The organism is Novosphingobium sp. HR1a (assembly GCF_015594425.1).
GTDB classification, from domain to species: domain Bacteria; phylum Pseudomonadota; class Alphaproteobacteria; order Sphingomonadales; family Sphingomonadaceae; genus Novosphingobium; species Novosphingobium resinovorum_A.
Map to the genome: position 1 here is coordinate 1 of NZ_JABXWS010000020.1, position 13,874 is coordinate 13,874.

The window sequence follows — 13,874 nt, forward strand, 5'->3', positions numbered from 1 at the left end:
CCTTGACGTCGTACCCGACGGCCTTGGCTTCGGCGTAGACATCGCTGATGTCTTGGCTGATCCCCTTCTTCTCTTCTTCCAGGCGCTCCACCCGCTCGATCAGCAGGCGCAGGCGGTCTTCAGTGGCGTTCGTTTCGGACATAGAGGATTCCTTGGATCAGGCGGCGCGCTGGGCGGCGCCGGGGGTGTGGTTGTGAGGCTGGGAATTCGCCGGGCGGGGCCGAAACTTCTGGCGGCCGACCTGCTCGCACAGGGTGCAGATCTCGGGATCGAGGGCGGACCACGTGCAATCGAACCCATCGGTATCCGATTGGGAGGACCACTCATCCCACCCGCAGGCGCGGCAGAGGCGCGGGTGCTGGTCGGGCGGCGTGTCGCACAGCTGGCGGTAGACCGTCAGGTTGAGGCGGAATGACCGGGACATGTCCCACAGCCGCTTCACGCGGAAGCCGACCGTCTCGATCCGGGCCATGTTGCGCTCGACGTCGGCCCGGTGCTCCTTGTGATGCCAGAAGGGCTTGGAAGCCTGCTCGATCGAAAGTCCAGCGGCCTTACGGCGCATCTGGATGTAGTCCCATGGCATGATAGGGGCGGGCAGCGGCGGCGGCTGGGCGGTGTCGGGATCGTCCAGCATAGACAGGAGCGAAGGTACGGTACGCATGATCGTCCTTTCGGTTTTCAGGATTTGCGGTGACCGGCGGCGCGGCTGTCATCCTTGAAGATCCAGCAGCGGACGGCGCCGACGTTCTCGTTTCGGGAATTGACCGGGCAGACTTCGATGAACCGGCGGTTCTTCGAGGTTTTTAGCGCCCGGATGAGTTCGGCATGGGTGGGCAGTGCCAAGCGCTTGTCAGCGCAGCGGGCCTCCATCTCGTTCAGTCGGACGGCGATCAGGCCCTCGTCGTGGCGGCGATGGTGGTTGATGTGGCCGATGGTGGCGACCCGGTCCTCGTTCTCCTCGAGGTAATCGAACCGTTCCCAGAACAGGCTGACCACGGGGTCTTCGCTGTTGACGGCGGTCTGCCGCGTCGTGGCCATCTCGACGATGAAGCGGGCGGTCGCGGCCTGCTGGTCATCGCTGAGCGGCACGACGCTGCGCATGGCGTCTAGGAAGGCGAGCAGCTGGCCGTGCGTTTTTGCGAGACGATTGGTGCGGATCGCAGGCATGCCGAGCAGTTCGGCTTCGTATTGTGCGAAAGCCTGCCGGAAGCGTGCCATAACCTCGCCCTCGCGCTTGGTGGCGTGGACGATGAAGCCGGACACCTTCTCGATCGGCCACTGTTCCAGCTTCTCGGCCGCGACCTTGGTATCTGGCGACCAGCCCGACATGTCGAAGCCGAGCGACATGATACGTTCGAGCACCGCGCGCGAGGCGTTCACCGGTTCGTTCTGCTCTATGATGATGGCGCCACGGAAAGGCGGCTCGAAGGTTTCCATGCCGCCATTCTTGACGCCGCGCGAGCGCACGGACCGGCCATTGTAGGCGGTTTTCAGTTCCTCCCACTCAAACCGCTTGGCGTGGCTGGCCTCTTCCCTGCGGTCGCCCTCGATCAGGACGACGGGGAGGTTGCCGACCTTGCCGAGGTTGCGCGCCATGGCGGCGGGCGTGGCTTTGGCCGGGTCGAAGCCCTCGTAATTCTCACGGCCCAGCAGCTTCCAGAGGAACTCCACCAGCGTGGTCTTGCCAGTACCCGGCAGGCCGTGCATTTCGAGGAACGGGAAGCTCTTCATCTCCGCGCGGATCTGTTCGGCGAACAGCGAGGCGAAGTAGAAGGTCAGGCAGACGATGCCCTTCGGGCCGTAGGCGGTCCACAGGTGCGGGAGCCAGCTGACGTCCAGCTGGTCCGCGTCATAGTCGATATCGAGCAGCTTTTCCGACGTGCCCAACTTGAGGGCCTTCTTCCCAATCTGGAAGAACTCGTTCTCGTTCGGCTTGTAGACGCGGCCACCGGCGACGGCGATCGGGCCGAATACATAGGTCTGGGAATCACGGCAGTAGCCGGTGAAACCGAGCGGGCGCACGTCCGGCAGGTCCGGCGTCTGCTGTTGCAGGATGCGGGTCAGCTGCAGGCCGCTGCCGGTCCAGACGCCGCCGAAGGCGAAGAGGCGATCTTCGAAGTTCGATGCCTTGCGCAGCTGGGCAGCGGTGAAATCGCCCTTCACCGACGGACGCTTGCCGCTGGGGTAGCTGATGTTGAGGTAGAACTTGGTCTCGTCCGTCGCCTCGTCCCGCTGGCGGTACAGGACGCGGAAGGCGCAGTTGGCGATCTCCTCGACCGAAAGCGCTTCCAGCGAGGCCTTCTCGCGGATTGCGGCTTCCTCGTCCTTGTCGATCTCCTTCAATTCGCGGGTGCGGCCCTTGCGGTACTCGTCGATCTTTTCCTGCACGACCGAGATGTCGATCGAGCACCAGTACGTGCGGCTGCCGAAGGTGAAGTGGAAGCTGTTCCAGCGGTGCTTGTCCCAGATCAGGAACGCCTTTTCCTGGGCATTCGCAGCGAGCAGCACCTTGCCGTGCCATAGGTATTCGGCCCGCTCCGCTTCGCCCAGGCGTTCGAAGACGAGCAGGTCGTTCCAGTCGAGTTCCTTGCCGTTCTCGTCCTCGCCCATGGGCTGGGCGGCGGTGGCGTCCCACCCTTCCTTCTTGGCCCGCTCCACGAACTCGTGGCTCGCCTTGGTGCCTGCCGCGCCGACGTCGAAGGCGAAGACGATCTTGGGCTTGCGGTACGGGGTATCCGACGCGGCGATGTGGGTGCGCAGCTGCCGCAGGAATTCGGCCGGGTAGTTGTTGCTCGACATGGTCGAGGCGGCGCGCTGCCCGGCCTGCTCCAGCGCCCATGCATTGAAGATGCCTTCGGCAAGCCAGATGCTAGGCGCGTTCGCCATGTCCTCGATCGACACGTCGGGCCGCTGCCACGCCTGCCCCTTGTAGGTTTTGCCGGGGGCGAAGCGGGCCTTGCGGTCGAACCGACCGGGCTGGTCGATCAGGCGTTCCCACCAGCTGCCGCCGGGGAGCGGGAAGCGGACGGTGGCTGAGCCGATCCGGCGCGCCTCGTCGCGATAATATTCCTGCGAATATGCATCGCGCATGCCGAGCAGGTTGAGCCTGCGCGCATCGCTGAGATAGGCATCCGCTGCGGCGGTCGGGTTCTCCGGCGTAGCCTTGAAGCGGTTCGACCACGTGTCGAAGATCTCGGGATAAAGATCGCGGGAGGAGCGCTGCCAACCGCACTTGTTGGTGCGTTCGCAACTCATTACCCACGGGTTCTGCTCATGGGTGAATACCGAATGCTCGTTGCAATCCGGGCACTTGCCCTGACGCAGCCATGTTCCGGTCTGCTTCTTCCATTTGAAATCGGCCTTGAGCAGCGGCAGCAAGGCGCGGCGAATGTCTTCGCGCATGTCCATGGATCAGGCTCCGATCTGCAGGACGGCGTCGGCGCGAGTGCGCGCTTCGTCGGCGCCGCGCTGCCAGAACACGTGGCGCTTCGATGTCGGGCCGTAGGGATTGGTGGCGGGGCGACCTTCGCGGAATTTCTCGGCGATGACGGCGTCGCGGCCCTCGCGGATAAGCTGGGAAATCTGAATCACGGCAGCATCACCCATGCGAGGGCGAAGGCTTCCAGCAGTGTCGGGGTCCAGAAGAACAGCGCGATGGTATCGCGGCGGATGTCATACGGCAGGCTGCGCGAAAGATCGCACCATGCGGCGAGCAGAGAGGGCGTTGAGCCCGGCCGCTGGTGGGGCTGCTGGAGAACCGCGCCGAAGTGGCTATGGTGAGTGAGATGCATGGAGAAGGCTCCGGTAAGTAGACAAAGCTGGGGCGTTCCCGGAAGCGAGCCGGGTTCGAAGGCATCAGGATCAGAAGGTCAGTTCGGCGCGGCCGTCAGTTCAGGTGACGGTCGCGCTTGATTCCGGTTCGGTGGGGGGACCGTCATCGTTGGCAGCGCGATCGTTCGCGGCGTCCCGCCACGTCGTCATCGGCAGCTTATGCAGCGGTGCTGGGTAGCGGCTCGGCTTCGTAGACCGGGTCGCCATCAGTTCGATTACGAACTCATGGCCGCACGCATCCGGATTTCGGCACGCGTAGTAGAGTTCTTTGAACAGCAGGCTTTTCTTGCCTGCCGTCTTCGCAAATGCCCTGCCTCCGCAGGCCGGGCAGTTGACGTGAGGGAGTTGTACCCGTCGCCCCGACATTACTTCGTTTCCCCATAGGCTTCGCGCCCGGCCCCATTGCCGGGTAGAAGGGCTTTCAGACGGCCGAGGAGGCGCGGAACTACCGCGTCAGCTTCTTCGGTCTCAAGGATGGCAGCTTGGATCAACGCGGGCGATGCGCCTGGCGCGAGAGCCTGAATGCAGCGGCCTACTGCGTCGCCCGCCTCGCGGGAGAACAGGGCGACGTCGTCAGCAAGAGCAAGCCGGCAGGCGTCCTGCTCCGCCATGGCGACCTCGATCTGACGGGAAAAACTATCGGAAATTGGCGCATATCCCCCGCCAGCGGCGATGTAGGCGCGATCAAGGGCGATGGCTTGGTGAAGCGTCGGCGTGCCGTGATTGTCGCTTTCGCTCCAGTGCTGGACTGTCCGCTCGGCGCGGCCGGTCACCTCAGCGGCTTTCTTCCAACCGATCAAACCGGCCACCGTCGTAATCGCCATTGAGAACGACACGGGATCGCGAGGCTTTGTCATGCCACATCCTTCCGTTGCGTTTTGAGCGGATGATCGCAAGCGACGGGCGTCAGCTTTGTCGATAGAACCGGGCTACACTCTTCGGTGTAATCAGGCTCCTCGATAACAAGGGAAAGTGGGTAAATGTCAGGGCGGTACAGATGAGGCGAAATGCCGGTGGCTTCTGACATTGAAAGTACGTGCTCAGCCGGAAGGCGCTTAGCGCTCTGAAGCCATTTCCACACTGCAGTCTGCGAAACCCCGCAAATGCGGGCCGTCGCAGACTGCCCTCCAACATGGGCTACGCCCATCTTCAGGGCCTCAAAAGGGGTAACGACCTGTGTCATGACACCGATCTACAACCATGGGTTTAGATAGGTCAATAGGCATTGTATGATTTCGAAAAATTACCAAAGTTGTAGGGTGCGCCAATGATCAAGCCAGACCGCGTAGCCGAAAGAATGAAGGATCTGGGCTACTCTCAGTCATCGTTGGCGCGTGAAGTCGGAGTTAGCCAAGCCACGATCGGGAAGATCGTGACCGGGCAGTCCGCCGGATCTAGTCATCTACACAAAATCGCGCGTCTGCTGCGGACAACTGCCGCGTACCTGACGGGCGAAGTGGACGACGCGGCGGAAGATGCGTTCATCCCCCCCTCGGCTGCTGAAATCGCTGAGCAGATGGGTTTGGTGCGGGTCGAGGAAATCGACCTATCGCTGGGAATGGGGGCGGGCTTTCTCGACGAACACGCTTTGGAGCGCGTTGATAGGTGGATTCCTGAAGAGTGGGTGAGCAATTTCACGCAATCTCCCGCTGCACATCTCTCGATTGTGAAGCCTCAAGGCGACAGCATGTACCCTACGATCAACGATAGGGACATTGTGATGATCGACCGATCGCAGCGTACTATCGATCGGCAAGAAGGTATCTGGGCGCTAGATTTTGCAGGCTTCGGCACAATCAAGCGCGTCCGTAAAATGCCCGATGGAACGTACAAGCTGATGGCGGACAACCCGGCGGTGCCGACGGAGATCGCGAATGGCGCGGACCTTCATGTCATTGGCCGGGTAGCCGGCGTATTCCGCAGAGCGTGAGCTTCCAAGGATGACATCTATTCCCGCTATGTCGCTTGCGGTCGTAGGCGCTCCGCATCCGAACGCAGACGGTTCGAACCGCCAGTTTGAAATCCTTCTGTGCGAGCCGGGTGAGCCGGTGAGGCTAGTCCCTGAACCGAAGAACAAACATGATCGCCACGCCATAGCGGTGCTCTCGGTGCGTGACGTGCAGTTGGGTTACATCAGCGCGGAGCGAGCGCCACGGGTGGGTGGACTGTTGGGGGCCGCCGACGTCCAGGCAGTATTTCAGCGCAAAGCTGACTTTGGTGCATGGATCCGCGTGTCGTTTGATGGGGAGATCCCGAAGCTGACCAATTCAATGCTGGTCGAAGCGGAGGAGATCTTCGACGAGCCAGTGTCGGAGCCAGATTTCTATCCAGATGAAATTTGGCCGGATGATTGATGGAAATGAAGGGGTGTAACGTGGGGCAAATTTACGAAGGCTACGGAGCAAACGTCGAAGTTACCGATGATGGCATTGTCATCCGGCGTAAGGGTCTGGTGTCCTTCTCTCTTCACGGCCTGAAGGGGGATAAACGCATTCCCTTCGGAAGCATTGCGGCCGTTCAGTTCAAGCCAGCGAACATGCTGACATCGGGATATATTCAATTTTCCATCGTCGGCGGGGTGGAAAGTCGCGGCGGCATAATTGCGGCGACTAAAGACGAGAATACGGTTCTATTTAAGGGCGGTAAGCAGAACAAAATCTTTGAGCAACTTCGCGAGGTGGTCGAGGCCGGAGTGAAAAGATCACGGGCGCCAGTCGTCGCCTCCGCTTCGATAACGCCGACAGAACAACTGGAAAAGTTGGCGGGTCTGTTAGACCGTGGCCTCCTTACACGCGAGGAGTTCAACCAGCAGAAAGCTGCGTTGCTGGGCTAGGGGGCAGTTTCCATCCTGAGGTCAGTCCGAAACCCACCGCCTTTGTCCAGCCGGTGGGTCACCTCAGAAATCAGCCATGTCGTGCCGTCGATGCCTGCCTTGAACCCGCTGACGGTGACGCGCGCTTCCGGGTAGGCATCTGCCCGGCCGAGCGCGAGGGTCATGCCAAACGTCGCGGGCGCGCGCTTCAGGCGCGCGGTTTCCGCCGCCGCCGCGCGCTTTGCCGACGCCTCGTCCGGATAGACTTTGCGCAGCTTCTTCGCCCCGTCCGACTTGCCGACCGTGACGGTCTGGCGCTTCGCCGCCTTCTTGTCGTGCCAGCTGGCCGAGACACCTTCCTGCCCGTCACGCTTCTGGCGCTGCCAGCTATGCCGATCGCCATCCCGCCGGCGGATGGAAAGGCCAGGTAGCGCTACGCCGGTGCTGGTCTGCCCGGCGCCCTTCGGCGCGAAAACGAGATGCTTGTCCTTGATCGTGGCGACCGCGTCATTTTCCCGCCCGAGGCGGCGCAGAAACGCAACATCGCTTTCCCGGCTCTGACTGATGGTCGGAAGGGGCATCGACGCCAGAGCGGGCGCGATGCGGGCCGTGAGGCCGTTGCGCCCGGCGACTTCCTGCAGCACGGCACCCAGCGTCGTGTTCGACCAGCTGTGCGCCCGGCGATTGCGGATCTCGCTGGTGAAGTCGGTAGCGCGAGCGCGGATGGTGATGTGGTCGGGCGGGCCGCTGTGGCTGACATCGTCCACCTTGAAGCTGCCCTTGTCGATCAGCCCCGGCGTCACGTCGCGGCCCTGCAGCCAGCCCAGCTGCAGGCGCAGCACAACGCCTTCAGGGGGGATCGCCAGCATGCCGTCATGATCGCTCAAGACGATGTCCAACTGATCGGCCTCGTCCCCACGCTTTTCGGAAAGGGTGAGCGAGACGAGGCGCGGACGGATGCGATCGGACAGATCGACGCCGTCGAGCGTCACGCGCCAGTCGGGGATGTTGTTGACGGCGTAACTCATGCGTCGGCCGCCTCGCTGGCGGTTGCGGCGGGGTCGTCCACGCCGAGCAAATCAATGCCGAAGTCGATCCGGCGCGGAGAGCCGTCTGCCATAAGATAAGTCTGGCGCTCGTCGATCGCGGTGATGACGAAGTTGCCGTAGACCCGGCCGCTGCCGGATACGAGCGGCCACGCTTCGCCCGTTGCCGCCATCGCGCGCAGATCGTCCAGCGAGACGGCACCGTCCGAAAGTTCCGTGTAGACGGCGCCGGAAAGCGTCACAGCATCGTCGCCGGGGCCGACGAACTGGGTGGCATCGCCGGCACCGATGCGCGGCGCGCGTGCATGGCGCCAGTCCATCTTGCGCTGCAGTTCATCGAACGGGAGCGTTCCAAGCTGAAAGAGGAACATGCCGAGGGCCATCAGGTGCATGCAAAATCGTCCTCAGTTACCGTCGTCACCGAAGCCGCGGCCTCGCCGTTCGCGCTCGATTTCCTCGATCGCCCGGCGAACTTCCTCGGCGATGTCCTGCGCGCTGCCGCCGGCGCCGACGGTGATGTTGATGTGATAGGTGTTGCCCGACGCGACAGCAGCGCCCGCCGCGCCGGGTGCGCTCTGCGCGGCGGCAGGCGTGATGCCGGCGGCGGCGATGGTTCCCGCCCCGGCGCCGACCGCAAGCGCGCGGGTCATCTGGCCCGATAGATCGGTGATGCGCGACAGCGGCCCGGAGGTGTTCGCGGCAAGGCCCTGATCGAGCCCCGCCATGACGAAGCCGCCGAGGCCGGCGAAGACGCGGGATGGCGAGTGGATGCCCAGCTTCGACTTGAACCAGTTCGCGACGGCGCTGGCCGTGTTGATCACCGTGGACTTGAGGCTTCCGAGCATGCCGACGATGCCATTGATCAGCCCCTGTATCAGGTTCCGGCCGATCTCCGTGAAATTGAGCGAGCGCAGGTAGCCGAGCACCGGGGCGAATGCCTGGATCATCAGCCCCAGCGGCGTGAAGCCCAGAAACGCTTTGACGATGAACGCGAGGGCGCCAGCGAACAGCGCCTTGATCTGCTCCCATAGGGAACCGAACCACGCGGTGATCGCCCCCCAATTGTCGTAGATCAGGTAAGCGGCTGCGGCGACGGCCGCGATAGCAGCGACGATACCGAGCAGCGGCAGGAGGGCGATACCGAGCGGCGCGGCTGCGGCGGTCAGCGCGGCGAAGGCAAGGGCAATGCCGCCAAGCAGGATCAACAGCCCGGCGCCGATACCGAGGAACATCATGATGCCCTTGGCAAGCACCGGGTTCTCCTGCGCCCACCCGCGAAAGGCGCTGGCGGCGGACTGCACCATGCCCGCGACCTTGACGACGGTCGGCAGCAGGGCTTTGCCCATCGTGATGTTGAGGCCCGACAGGGCATTACCAGCAAGGCCGACGGCCCCTTCCGTGGTGGCGATGCGGTTGAGGAATTCCCCATGCATCGAGCCCGCCGTCTCGCTGGCGTCCGCGACGAGGGCTAGGCGCTGCTTGAGGCCATCGAGGTTGGTGAGCATTGGCGCGATCGCGGCGACGCTCTCCGAGCCGAACAGCTGGGTCAGGATCCCGGACTGCTTGTCCGCGTCCAGCTTGCCGATACGCTGCATGACGTCGGTGATCGCCCCGGCCGCGTCGGTCTGCATGCGCTTGGCGACGTCGGTGGCGCTGAGCCCAAGCGCGTCGAAGGCGGCCTGCTGGCTCTTCGTTGCCGCCTCACCCTTGGTCAGCGCCAACATCGTGTTCTTGATTCCGGTGGCGGCAACCTCGCTCGGGATGCCGATGGAATCGAGCGTGGAACCGAGCGCGGCGATCTCGGGCGCGGCGAGGCCCGCCACCTTGCCCAGCGGGCCGATGCGGGTGATGATGTCGGTGACGTTCGCGGCCTTGCCGCCGAAGCGGTTGGTCAGCGCATTGACGCCGTCGCCGAGCGCGCGCACGCCCGCTTGCGGCAGTTCGAATGCGGTGCGCCACTTTGCCATCGTCTCGCCTGCCTGATCGGCGGTCATATCGAAGGCGACGCCCATCTCGGCCGCGTCGTTCGTGAACTCCAGCAGCTGCTGGCGCTGATTGGCCATCGGCTTGCCGAACTTGTCCATGCCGACACCGGCGGCGCCGGCGGCGGCGGCGATCGTCGCCAGTTCGTTGGCGGCCATCGGGATCTTCTCGCTCATGTCGATGAAGTCGGTCGACATCTGCTGGATCTGCGGCGAGGTCATGTTGGTGACCTTGGAGACGTCCGCCATGGCGCTCTCCAGTGTCATCGCCTGCTTCACCGCGCCGACCACGGGCGCGGCGGTCGCAATGCCAGCACCGACCATGCCAAGGCCCATGCCGGTCGCCTTGGTGCTCATGTCGTTGAGCTTGTCGGAGTTGCGCTTCGCTTTGTTGACCCGCTCCAGCTGGGCAGTCTGCTGGCGCAGGGCGCGGTTCGCCTGTTCGGTGCGTTCGGACAGGCGATCCTCGTGCCGTGCGAGATCCGCGACGTCGATGCCGGCGGCCGACAGCTTGGCAGACAGCTGCTGCAGTTCGGCGCCGCCGGCATCGAGCCGGGCGGTCAGCGCGGCGGCCTGCCGCTCTGCCTGGGCGAAGTCCTTCGCCAGCGCCTTGGTGGGTTTGTCGGTCGCGTCGATCTGCGCGCGCAACTCGGTCAGCCGCGCGTTGGTCTCCTGCAGCTTGCGGGTGTCCGCGCCGAACGCGGCCTCCTTCGCCTTGAAGCTGCCGATCTGTTTCTGCAGCTTGTCGAGGTGCTGCAGTTCCTCGGCGGTCTTCGCCAGATCCCGGCGCGCGGCGGATGACGCGCCGGTGATCGACTTGAGGGGCGCGGTCAGCTTGTCGAGCCCCTCAAGGATGACCTGAAGACGAAGATTCCTGTCCGCCATTACTTCTTTCCGGGTTTTTCAGGAGGCTGCGAGCGGCGCGCGGCCTGCGCGCGCCAGCCCATGATTTCGGAGAGATCCATCTCGTCCATCGCACCGGGCGGCCAGTGGAACACGACCGCCAGATCCGCCATCGCGTCGTCTACTGTGCGAGGACATCCGTGCGATGCGACTTCTGCAGCAAAAAACCGCCGATCTCCACGCCGCAGGCGAGCAGGTCCGCCGTGTCGAGATCCATGGCCTCGGCCGGGCTGATCGTGGGGTTGGTGATACGCGGCAGGATCATGTGCAGCGCATCGGCTTTCAGCTGGCCGAGATCGACAAGGGAGATGCCCTTGAGCGCTCGGCCCTTGGGCCTGCGCAGTTCGAGGAAGGCGATCGTCTGCTCGCCGCGTACGATCGGGGTATCGAGGGTGACGACGGCAACGTCGCGACGGGCTTCGGGGGTATCGGTCATGGTGATGAACTCCGGGAATCAGGGAAAAAGGAGGAGGCCCGGCGCGCGGCCGGGCCGTGTGGGTCAGAACAGGCCCATGAGAGCGCGGCGCTCGGCGAGGAGATCGACGCCATCGACCACCTCGATCATATTGAGCGGGTCGATCTCGATCTCGGTGCGGCCATTCCAGACGATCTTGAGGTAGGCGACCGCCATGGTGGTGGTGAACTCGCTCGCCTCGCCCACTTCCTGATCGCCCATCTCGATCTCCGAGAAGCGGCCGCGCATGATGACTTCGATGTGATCGACGTCGGCGGTATCGTCGGCCTGATAGTTGCCGGCGAAGCGGATGTAGACGCCGTCCACCGTGGGGGTGCCCCACTGGCGCAGGACCTGCCGCATGGGGCCGCCGCAGACGAAAGATGCCTCCATCGCCTCGTGGCCCATATCCATCTGCACTTCGCCGCTCATGCCAGCGCCGCGATAGCCCTCCATCTTGCGGGTAAGGGTGGGCGGGGTCACAGTCTTGGCGTCGCCCTGATAGGCTTCGCCTTCGTTGAACATCATCATGTCCTTGAGGGTGCGGGGCATTCCCATGGCGGGCTCCTATGATCGTATGGAAGGGAGAGGCGGGCCGGATCAGGCGTCAGCGGACAGCTGCGCCGAGAAGTCGGCGAAGTAGCTGTCGGTGATGCGCTGGTTGAAGCCGAGGTCTTCGAGCGGCGGCGGCACGGTGTAGTCGTACTCGATGCGCAACTTTCCGGCCTTGAGGGCGGTGACGTCGTTGTTCGCCTCGTTGTACCAGGCATTGGCACCGAGGATCACGCCGCCAGCCTTTAGCTGGCGGAAGAGACCATTGATGGTCTCGATGATGTCCTTGGCAAGGCTGGGCGTCAGCGGCTTGTCCATGGCCCACAGCATGCCATTGACGATGGTGTCGGCGAGCAGCTGAGCGACGCGCGTAGTGCTCTCGAACACGAAGGCACTTTCGGCCTCGGCCGTGGTGCGGTTGCCCCAGAAGCGATAGCCGCTATCGGTGCGAACGAGGGCGGTCACCTCGGAAGCATTGAGAACACCCGCCTCGCTCGACGCGTCCTCGATGTCCCAGTGAATATCCTTCGTCAAGCCGACAACGCCGCTGACAGCGACGTTGGACAGGGTCTTGTGCGGACCGGTCTGGGTGTCGATGAGCGCGCGCAAGCCCATTGCGCTGGCAGCGGAGTAGCGCGGCACTGCTGCATTGGCCGTCGTATCCCATGCGAGGAAATCGGGCATCAGCAGCATGAGTTCGCGGGCACTGAAGTTCGCGCGGTAGGCGGTGACGGCCGCCACGTTCTCGCCGATCGCGCGGGCATAGGCAAAGCCGCGCAGCTTCTGGGCGACCACGGCGAGCGCGGTGGTGACGGCCTGCGTTTCGAGGCCGGGGGTGCCGAGGATCTTGGGCTTCACGCCCAGCTGCGCCTGCGCGGCCAGCAGCGCCTGCATGCCGGTCTTCTGTCCGTCGGCAGTTGTGGTGCCGATGACCTTGCTGGCGGTCTCGGCAGCGTCAGCCCCTTCCTCGACGCGCACGACGACGACGATCGCGCGCGTCAGGTCGGCGATAGCACGCAGGGCTTTGGCGAGTGTGCCTTCGACACCGGCGCTGCCGATCGCGGTCTCGACGTCGGTGATGAGCACCGGGCGGTCGAGCGGGAAGACGGCGGCGCTAGCGTCGGACGCGGTCGCGACGAGTCCGATGATCGAGGTGGACACTGCCGTCAGCGTGCGTGCGCCTTCGACAATCTCGGTAACGGTGATTCCATGCTTGAAGGGCATTGCGCAGATCCTTGGGGCTAGAGAGACAAAGCGAGGCTGACGCGAGCCGCCGCAGAAGCGGTGTCCGTACGGTCGGCGATGATGTTGAGGGTGGCGGCGCCGGGGGTGGCGCCGGCGGTCAGGGTGACGCGGCGAAGGCGAACGCGATCTTCCCAGCGAGTGATCGCGAGCGCGCTGGCGGCATAGATCCGCAGAATGTTCGGCGCATCCATGGGCTTGTCGATCAGGTCAGGAACCTGCGAGCCGTACTCACGGCGGCCCACGCGCGTGCCGATCGGCGTCTTGATGATGTCGTCCAGCGATTCCCTGATGCTGGCAAGGCCGTCGATCGCGGCTCCGGTGGTGCGGGACATGCTCGCCATCAGACGGGCGCCCCGGTCTGGGCGCCGCCGGCCGCAACACCAGTGTGCTTGTGGCTCTTCAGGCTGATGCCGCCGCCAATGACGTCTTCCGAAGCTTCGGCCTTGCCGTCAATCGTGACGTTGCCGTTGATCGTGACGTCTGCGTTGATCGTCAGGCCGCCGGGCGCGGTTACGTCCGCCATGCCGCCGGCGGGTAGCGTGACGGTCAGCTTGTGCGTGGCGAAGTGGTACGAGATCTCCGCCCCGTCATCGAAGACGATCAGGAACAGGTCGGGATCGGAAGAGGGCGCGGGGTTGCCATCGGACCACAGGCCCGGCAGGACCAAGCCGTTGGCCAAATCACCTTCTGGCGAGAGCACAGCGCACTGTTCGCCAAAGGAAGGCGGTGCCCAGATTCTCACACGACCGGCGCGCCATGCGAGCCATGGCAGGTCGCCCGTGGTGAGGTCGCCGATCTCGACAGTGCAGGTCGCGGCACCGTGGTCCACAGAGGCCACGGTGCCCAGCTGGATCAGTTCGCCGGTAAGCTGTTCGGGATCTGCAGTGCGCGCCATGGTGGGACCATGGCGCGAGGATCACCGTCTTTCGCGGGGCTGCATTTCGCTGAGCGATTAGCGAAATGCAGCCCCGCGCATTTTATCAGGGGACCTAACCTCACCTTTGTCTGTGCAGGACCATGGATCGGCGTGCGCCCCTGAACGCAGTCAG

At 64.0% G+C, this 13,874-nt stretch carries 20 protein-coding genes; 3 read left to right on the forward strand and 17 right to left on the reverse strand.

Annotated elements, in window-relative coordinates:
* The 8 genes from HWN72_RS03265 to HWN72_RS03300 all read right to left on the reverse strand — a co-directional run.
* On the reverse strand, positions 1-142 hold a 142-nt coding region (locus tag HWN72_RS03265), incomplete at its 3' end, for a GapR family DNA-binding domain-containing protein (RefSeq protein WP_211149849.1).
* A 15-nt stretch (positions 143-157) separates the two neighbouring features.
* A complete protein-coding gene (locus HWN72_RS03270) occupies positions 158-661 on the reverse strand; it encodes a hypothetical protein (protein ID WP_211149808.1) in 504 nt (167 codons plus the stop codon).
* Positions 662-678: 17 nt separating this feature from the next.
* Positions 679-3,408, reverse strand: a complete 2,730-nt coding sequence (locus tag HWN72_RS03275; protein ID WP_248005781.1) for a toprim domain-containing protein — start codon at positions 3,406-3,408, stop codon at positions 679-681.
* A gap of 3 nt (positions 3,409-3,411) precedes the next feature.
* Complete coding sequence (locus tag HWN72_RS03280; RefSeq protein ID WP_211149809.1) at positions 3,412-3,591, reverse strand: hypothetical protein; 180 nt, start codon at positions 3,589-3,591, stop codon at positions 3,412-3,414.
* On the reverse strand, positions 3,588-3,791 hold the full coding sequence (locus HWN72_RS03285) for a hypothetical protein (protein ID WP_211149810.1): 204 nt from the start codon (positions 3,789-3,791) through the stop codon (positions 3,588-3,590). Before HWN72_RS03285 ends, HWN72_RS03280 begins: the two co-directional genes overlap by 4 nt.
* A gap of 100 nt (positions 3,792-3,891) precedes the next feature.
* A complete protein-coding gene (locus tag HWN72_RS31980; protein WP_211149811.1) occupies positions 3,892-4,197 on the reverse strand; it encodes an ogr/Delta-like zinc finger family protein in 306 nt (101 codons plus the stop codon).
* Complete coding sequence (locus HWN72_RS03295) at positions 4,197-4,688, reverse strand: hypothetical protein (protein WP_211149812.1); 492 nt, start codon at positions 4,686-4,688, stop codon at positions 4,197-4,199. The genes HWN72_RS31980 and HWN72_RS03295 overlap by 1 nt, the downstream gene beginning before the upstream one ends.
* Complete coding sequence (locus HWN72_RS03300) at positions 4,685-5,014, reverse strand: YdaS family helix-turn-helix protein (protein ID WP_211149813.1); 330 nt, start codon at positions 5,012-5,014, stop codon at positions 4,685-4,687. The genes HWN72_RS03295 and HWN72_RS03300 overlap by 4 nt, the downstream gene beginning before the upstream one ends.
* 84 nt (positions 5,015-5,098) lie before the next feature.
* Between HWN72_RS03300 and HWN72_RS03305 the strand changes: the two genes are divergently transcribed.
* The 3 genes from HWN72_RS03305 to HWN72_RS03315 are packed head-to-tail and all read left to right on the forward strand — an operon-like array spanning position 5,099 to position 6,664.
* Positions 5,099-5,761, forward strand: coding sequence for a S24 family peptidase (locus HWN72_RS03305; RefSeq protein ID WP_211149814.1), 663 nt, complete (start codon positions 5,099-5,101; stop codon positions 5,759-5,761).
* A gap of 28 nt (positions 5,762-5,789) precedes the next feature.
* Positions 5,790-6,185 (forward strand): HIRAN domain-containing protein, encoded by a 396-nt coding sequence (locus HWN72_RS03310; protein WP_248005782.1) that lies wholly within the window; start codon positions 5,790-5,792, stop codon positions 6,183-6,185.
* Positions 6,185-6,664 (forward strand): DUF4429 domain-containing protein, encoded by a 480-nt coding sequence (locus HWN72_RS03315; protein ID WP_211149852.1) that lies wholly within the window; start codon positions 6,185-6,187, stop codon positions 6,662-6,664. Before HWN72_RS03310 ends, HWN72_RS03315 begins: the two co-directional genes overlap by 1 nt.
* On the opposite strand, the gene HWN72_RS03320 is transcribed toward HWN72_RS03315, so the two are convergent.
* The 9 genes from HWN72_RS03320 to HWN72_RS03360 all read right to left on the reverse strand — a co-directional run bounded on the left by HWN72_RS03320 (position 6,661) and on the right by HWN72_RS03360 (position 13,720).
* On the reverse strand, positions 6,661-7,671 hold the full coding sequence (locus tag HWN72_RS03320) for a contractile injection system protein, VgrG/Pvc8 family (RefSeq protein ID WP_211149815.1): 1,011 nt from the start codon (positions 7,669-7,671) through the stop codon (positions 6,661-6,663). The two genes, HWN72_RS03315 and HWN72_RS03320, sit on opposite strands and share 4 nt — an antisense overlap.
* Positions 7,668-8,081: a phage tail protein gene (locus HWN72_RS03325; protein WP_211149816.1), complete on the reverse strand. Its 414-nt coding sequence runs from the start codon at positions 8,079-8,081 to the stop codon at positions 7,668-7,670. The genes HWN72_RS03320 and HWN72_RS03325 overlap by 4 nt, the downstream gene beginning before the upstream one ends.
* A gap of 12 nt (positions 8,082-8,093) precedes the next feature.
* Positions 8,094-10,556 (reverse strand): phage tail tape measure protein, encoded by a 2,463-nt coding sequence (locus HWN72_RS03330; RefSeq protein WP_211149817.1) that lies wholly within the window; start codon positions 10,554-10,556, stop codon positions 8,094-8,096.
* The gene (locus tag HWN72_RS03335) at positions 10,556-10,687 is read right to left on the reverse strand and encodes a GpE family phage tail protein (RefSeq protein WP_211149818.1); all 132 of its coding nucleotides are present in this window, start codon (positions 10,685-10,687) and stop codon (positions 10,556-10,558) included. The genes HWN72_RS03330 and HWN72_RS03335 overlap by 1 nt, the downstream gene beginning before the upstream one ends.
* Positions 10,688-10,695: 8 nt before the next feature.
* Positions 10,696-11,010: a phage tail assembly protein gene (locus tag HWN72_RS03340; protein ID WP_211149819.1), complete on the reverse strand. Its 315-nt coding sequence runs from the start codon at positions 11,008-11,010 to the stop codon at positions 10,696-10,698.
* A 63-nt stretch (positions 11,011-11,073) separates the two neighbouring features.
* Positions 11,074-11,586, reverse strand: a complete 513-nt coding sequence (locus HWN72_RS03345) for a phage major tail tube protein (protein ID WP_211149820.1) — start codon at positions 11,584-11,586, stop codon at positions 11,074-11,076.
* A gap of 42 nt (positions 11,587-11,628) precedes the next feature.
* Complete coding sequence (locus HWN72_RS03350; protein ID WP_211149821.1) at positions 11,629-12,804, reverse strand: phage tail sheath subtilisin-like domain-containing protein; 1,176 nt, start codon at positions 12,802-12,804, stop codon at positions 11,629-11,631.
* A 17-nt stretch (positions 12,805-12,821) separates the two neighbouring features.
* On the reverse strand, positions 12,822-13,166 hold the full coding sequence (locus HWN72_RS03355; RefSeq protein WP_211149822.1) for a GPW/gp25 family protein: 345 nt from the start codon (positions 13,164-13,166) through the stop codon (positions 12,822-12,824).
* Positions 13,166-13,720, reverse strand: a complete 555-nt coding sequence (locus tag HWN72_RS03360; RefSeq protein WP_211149823.1) for a phage baseplate assembly protein V — start codon at positions 13,718-13,720, stop codon at positions 13,166-13,168. The genes HWN72_RS03355 and HWN72_RS03360 overlap by 1 nt, the downstream gene beginning before the upstream one ends.
* Positions 13,721-13,874 lie beyond the last annotated feature (154 nt).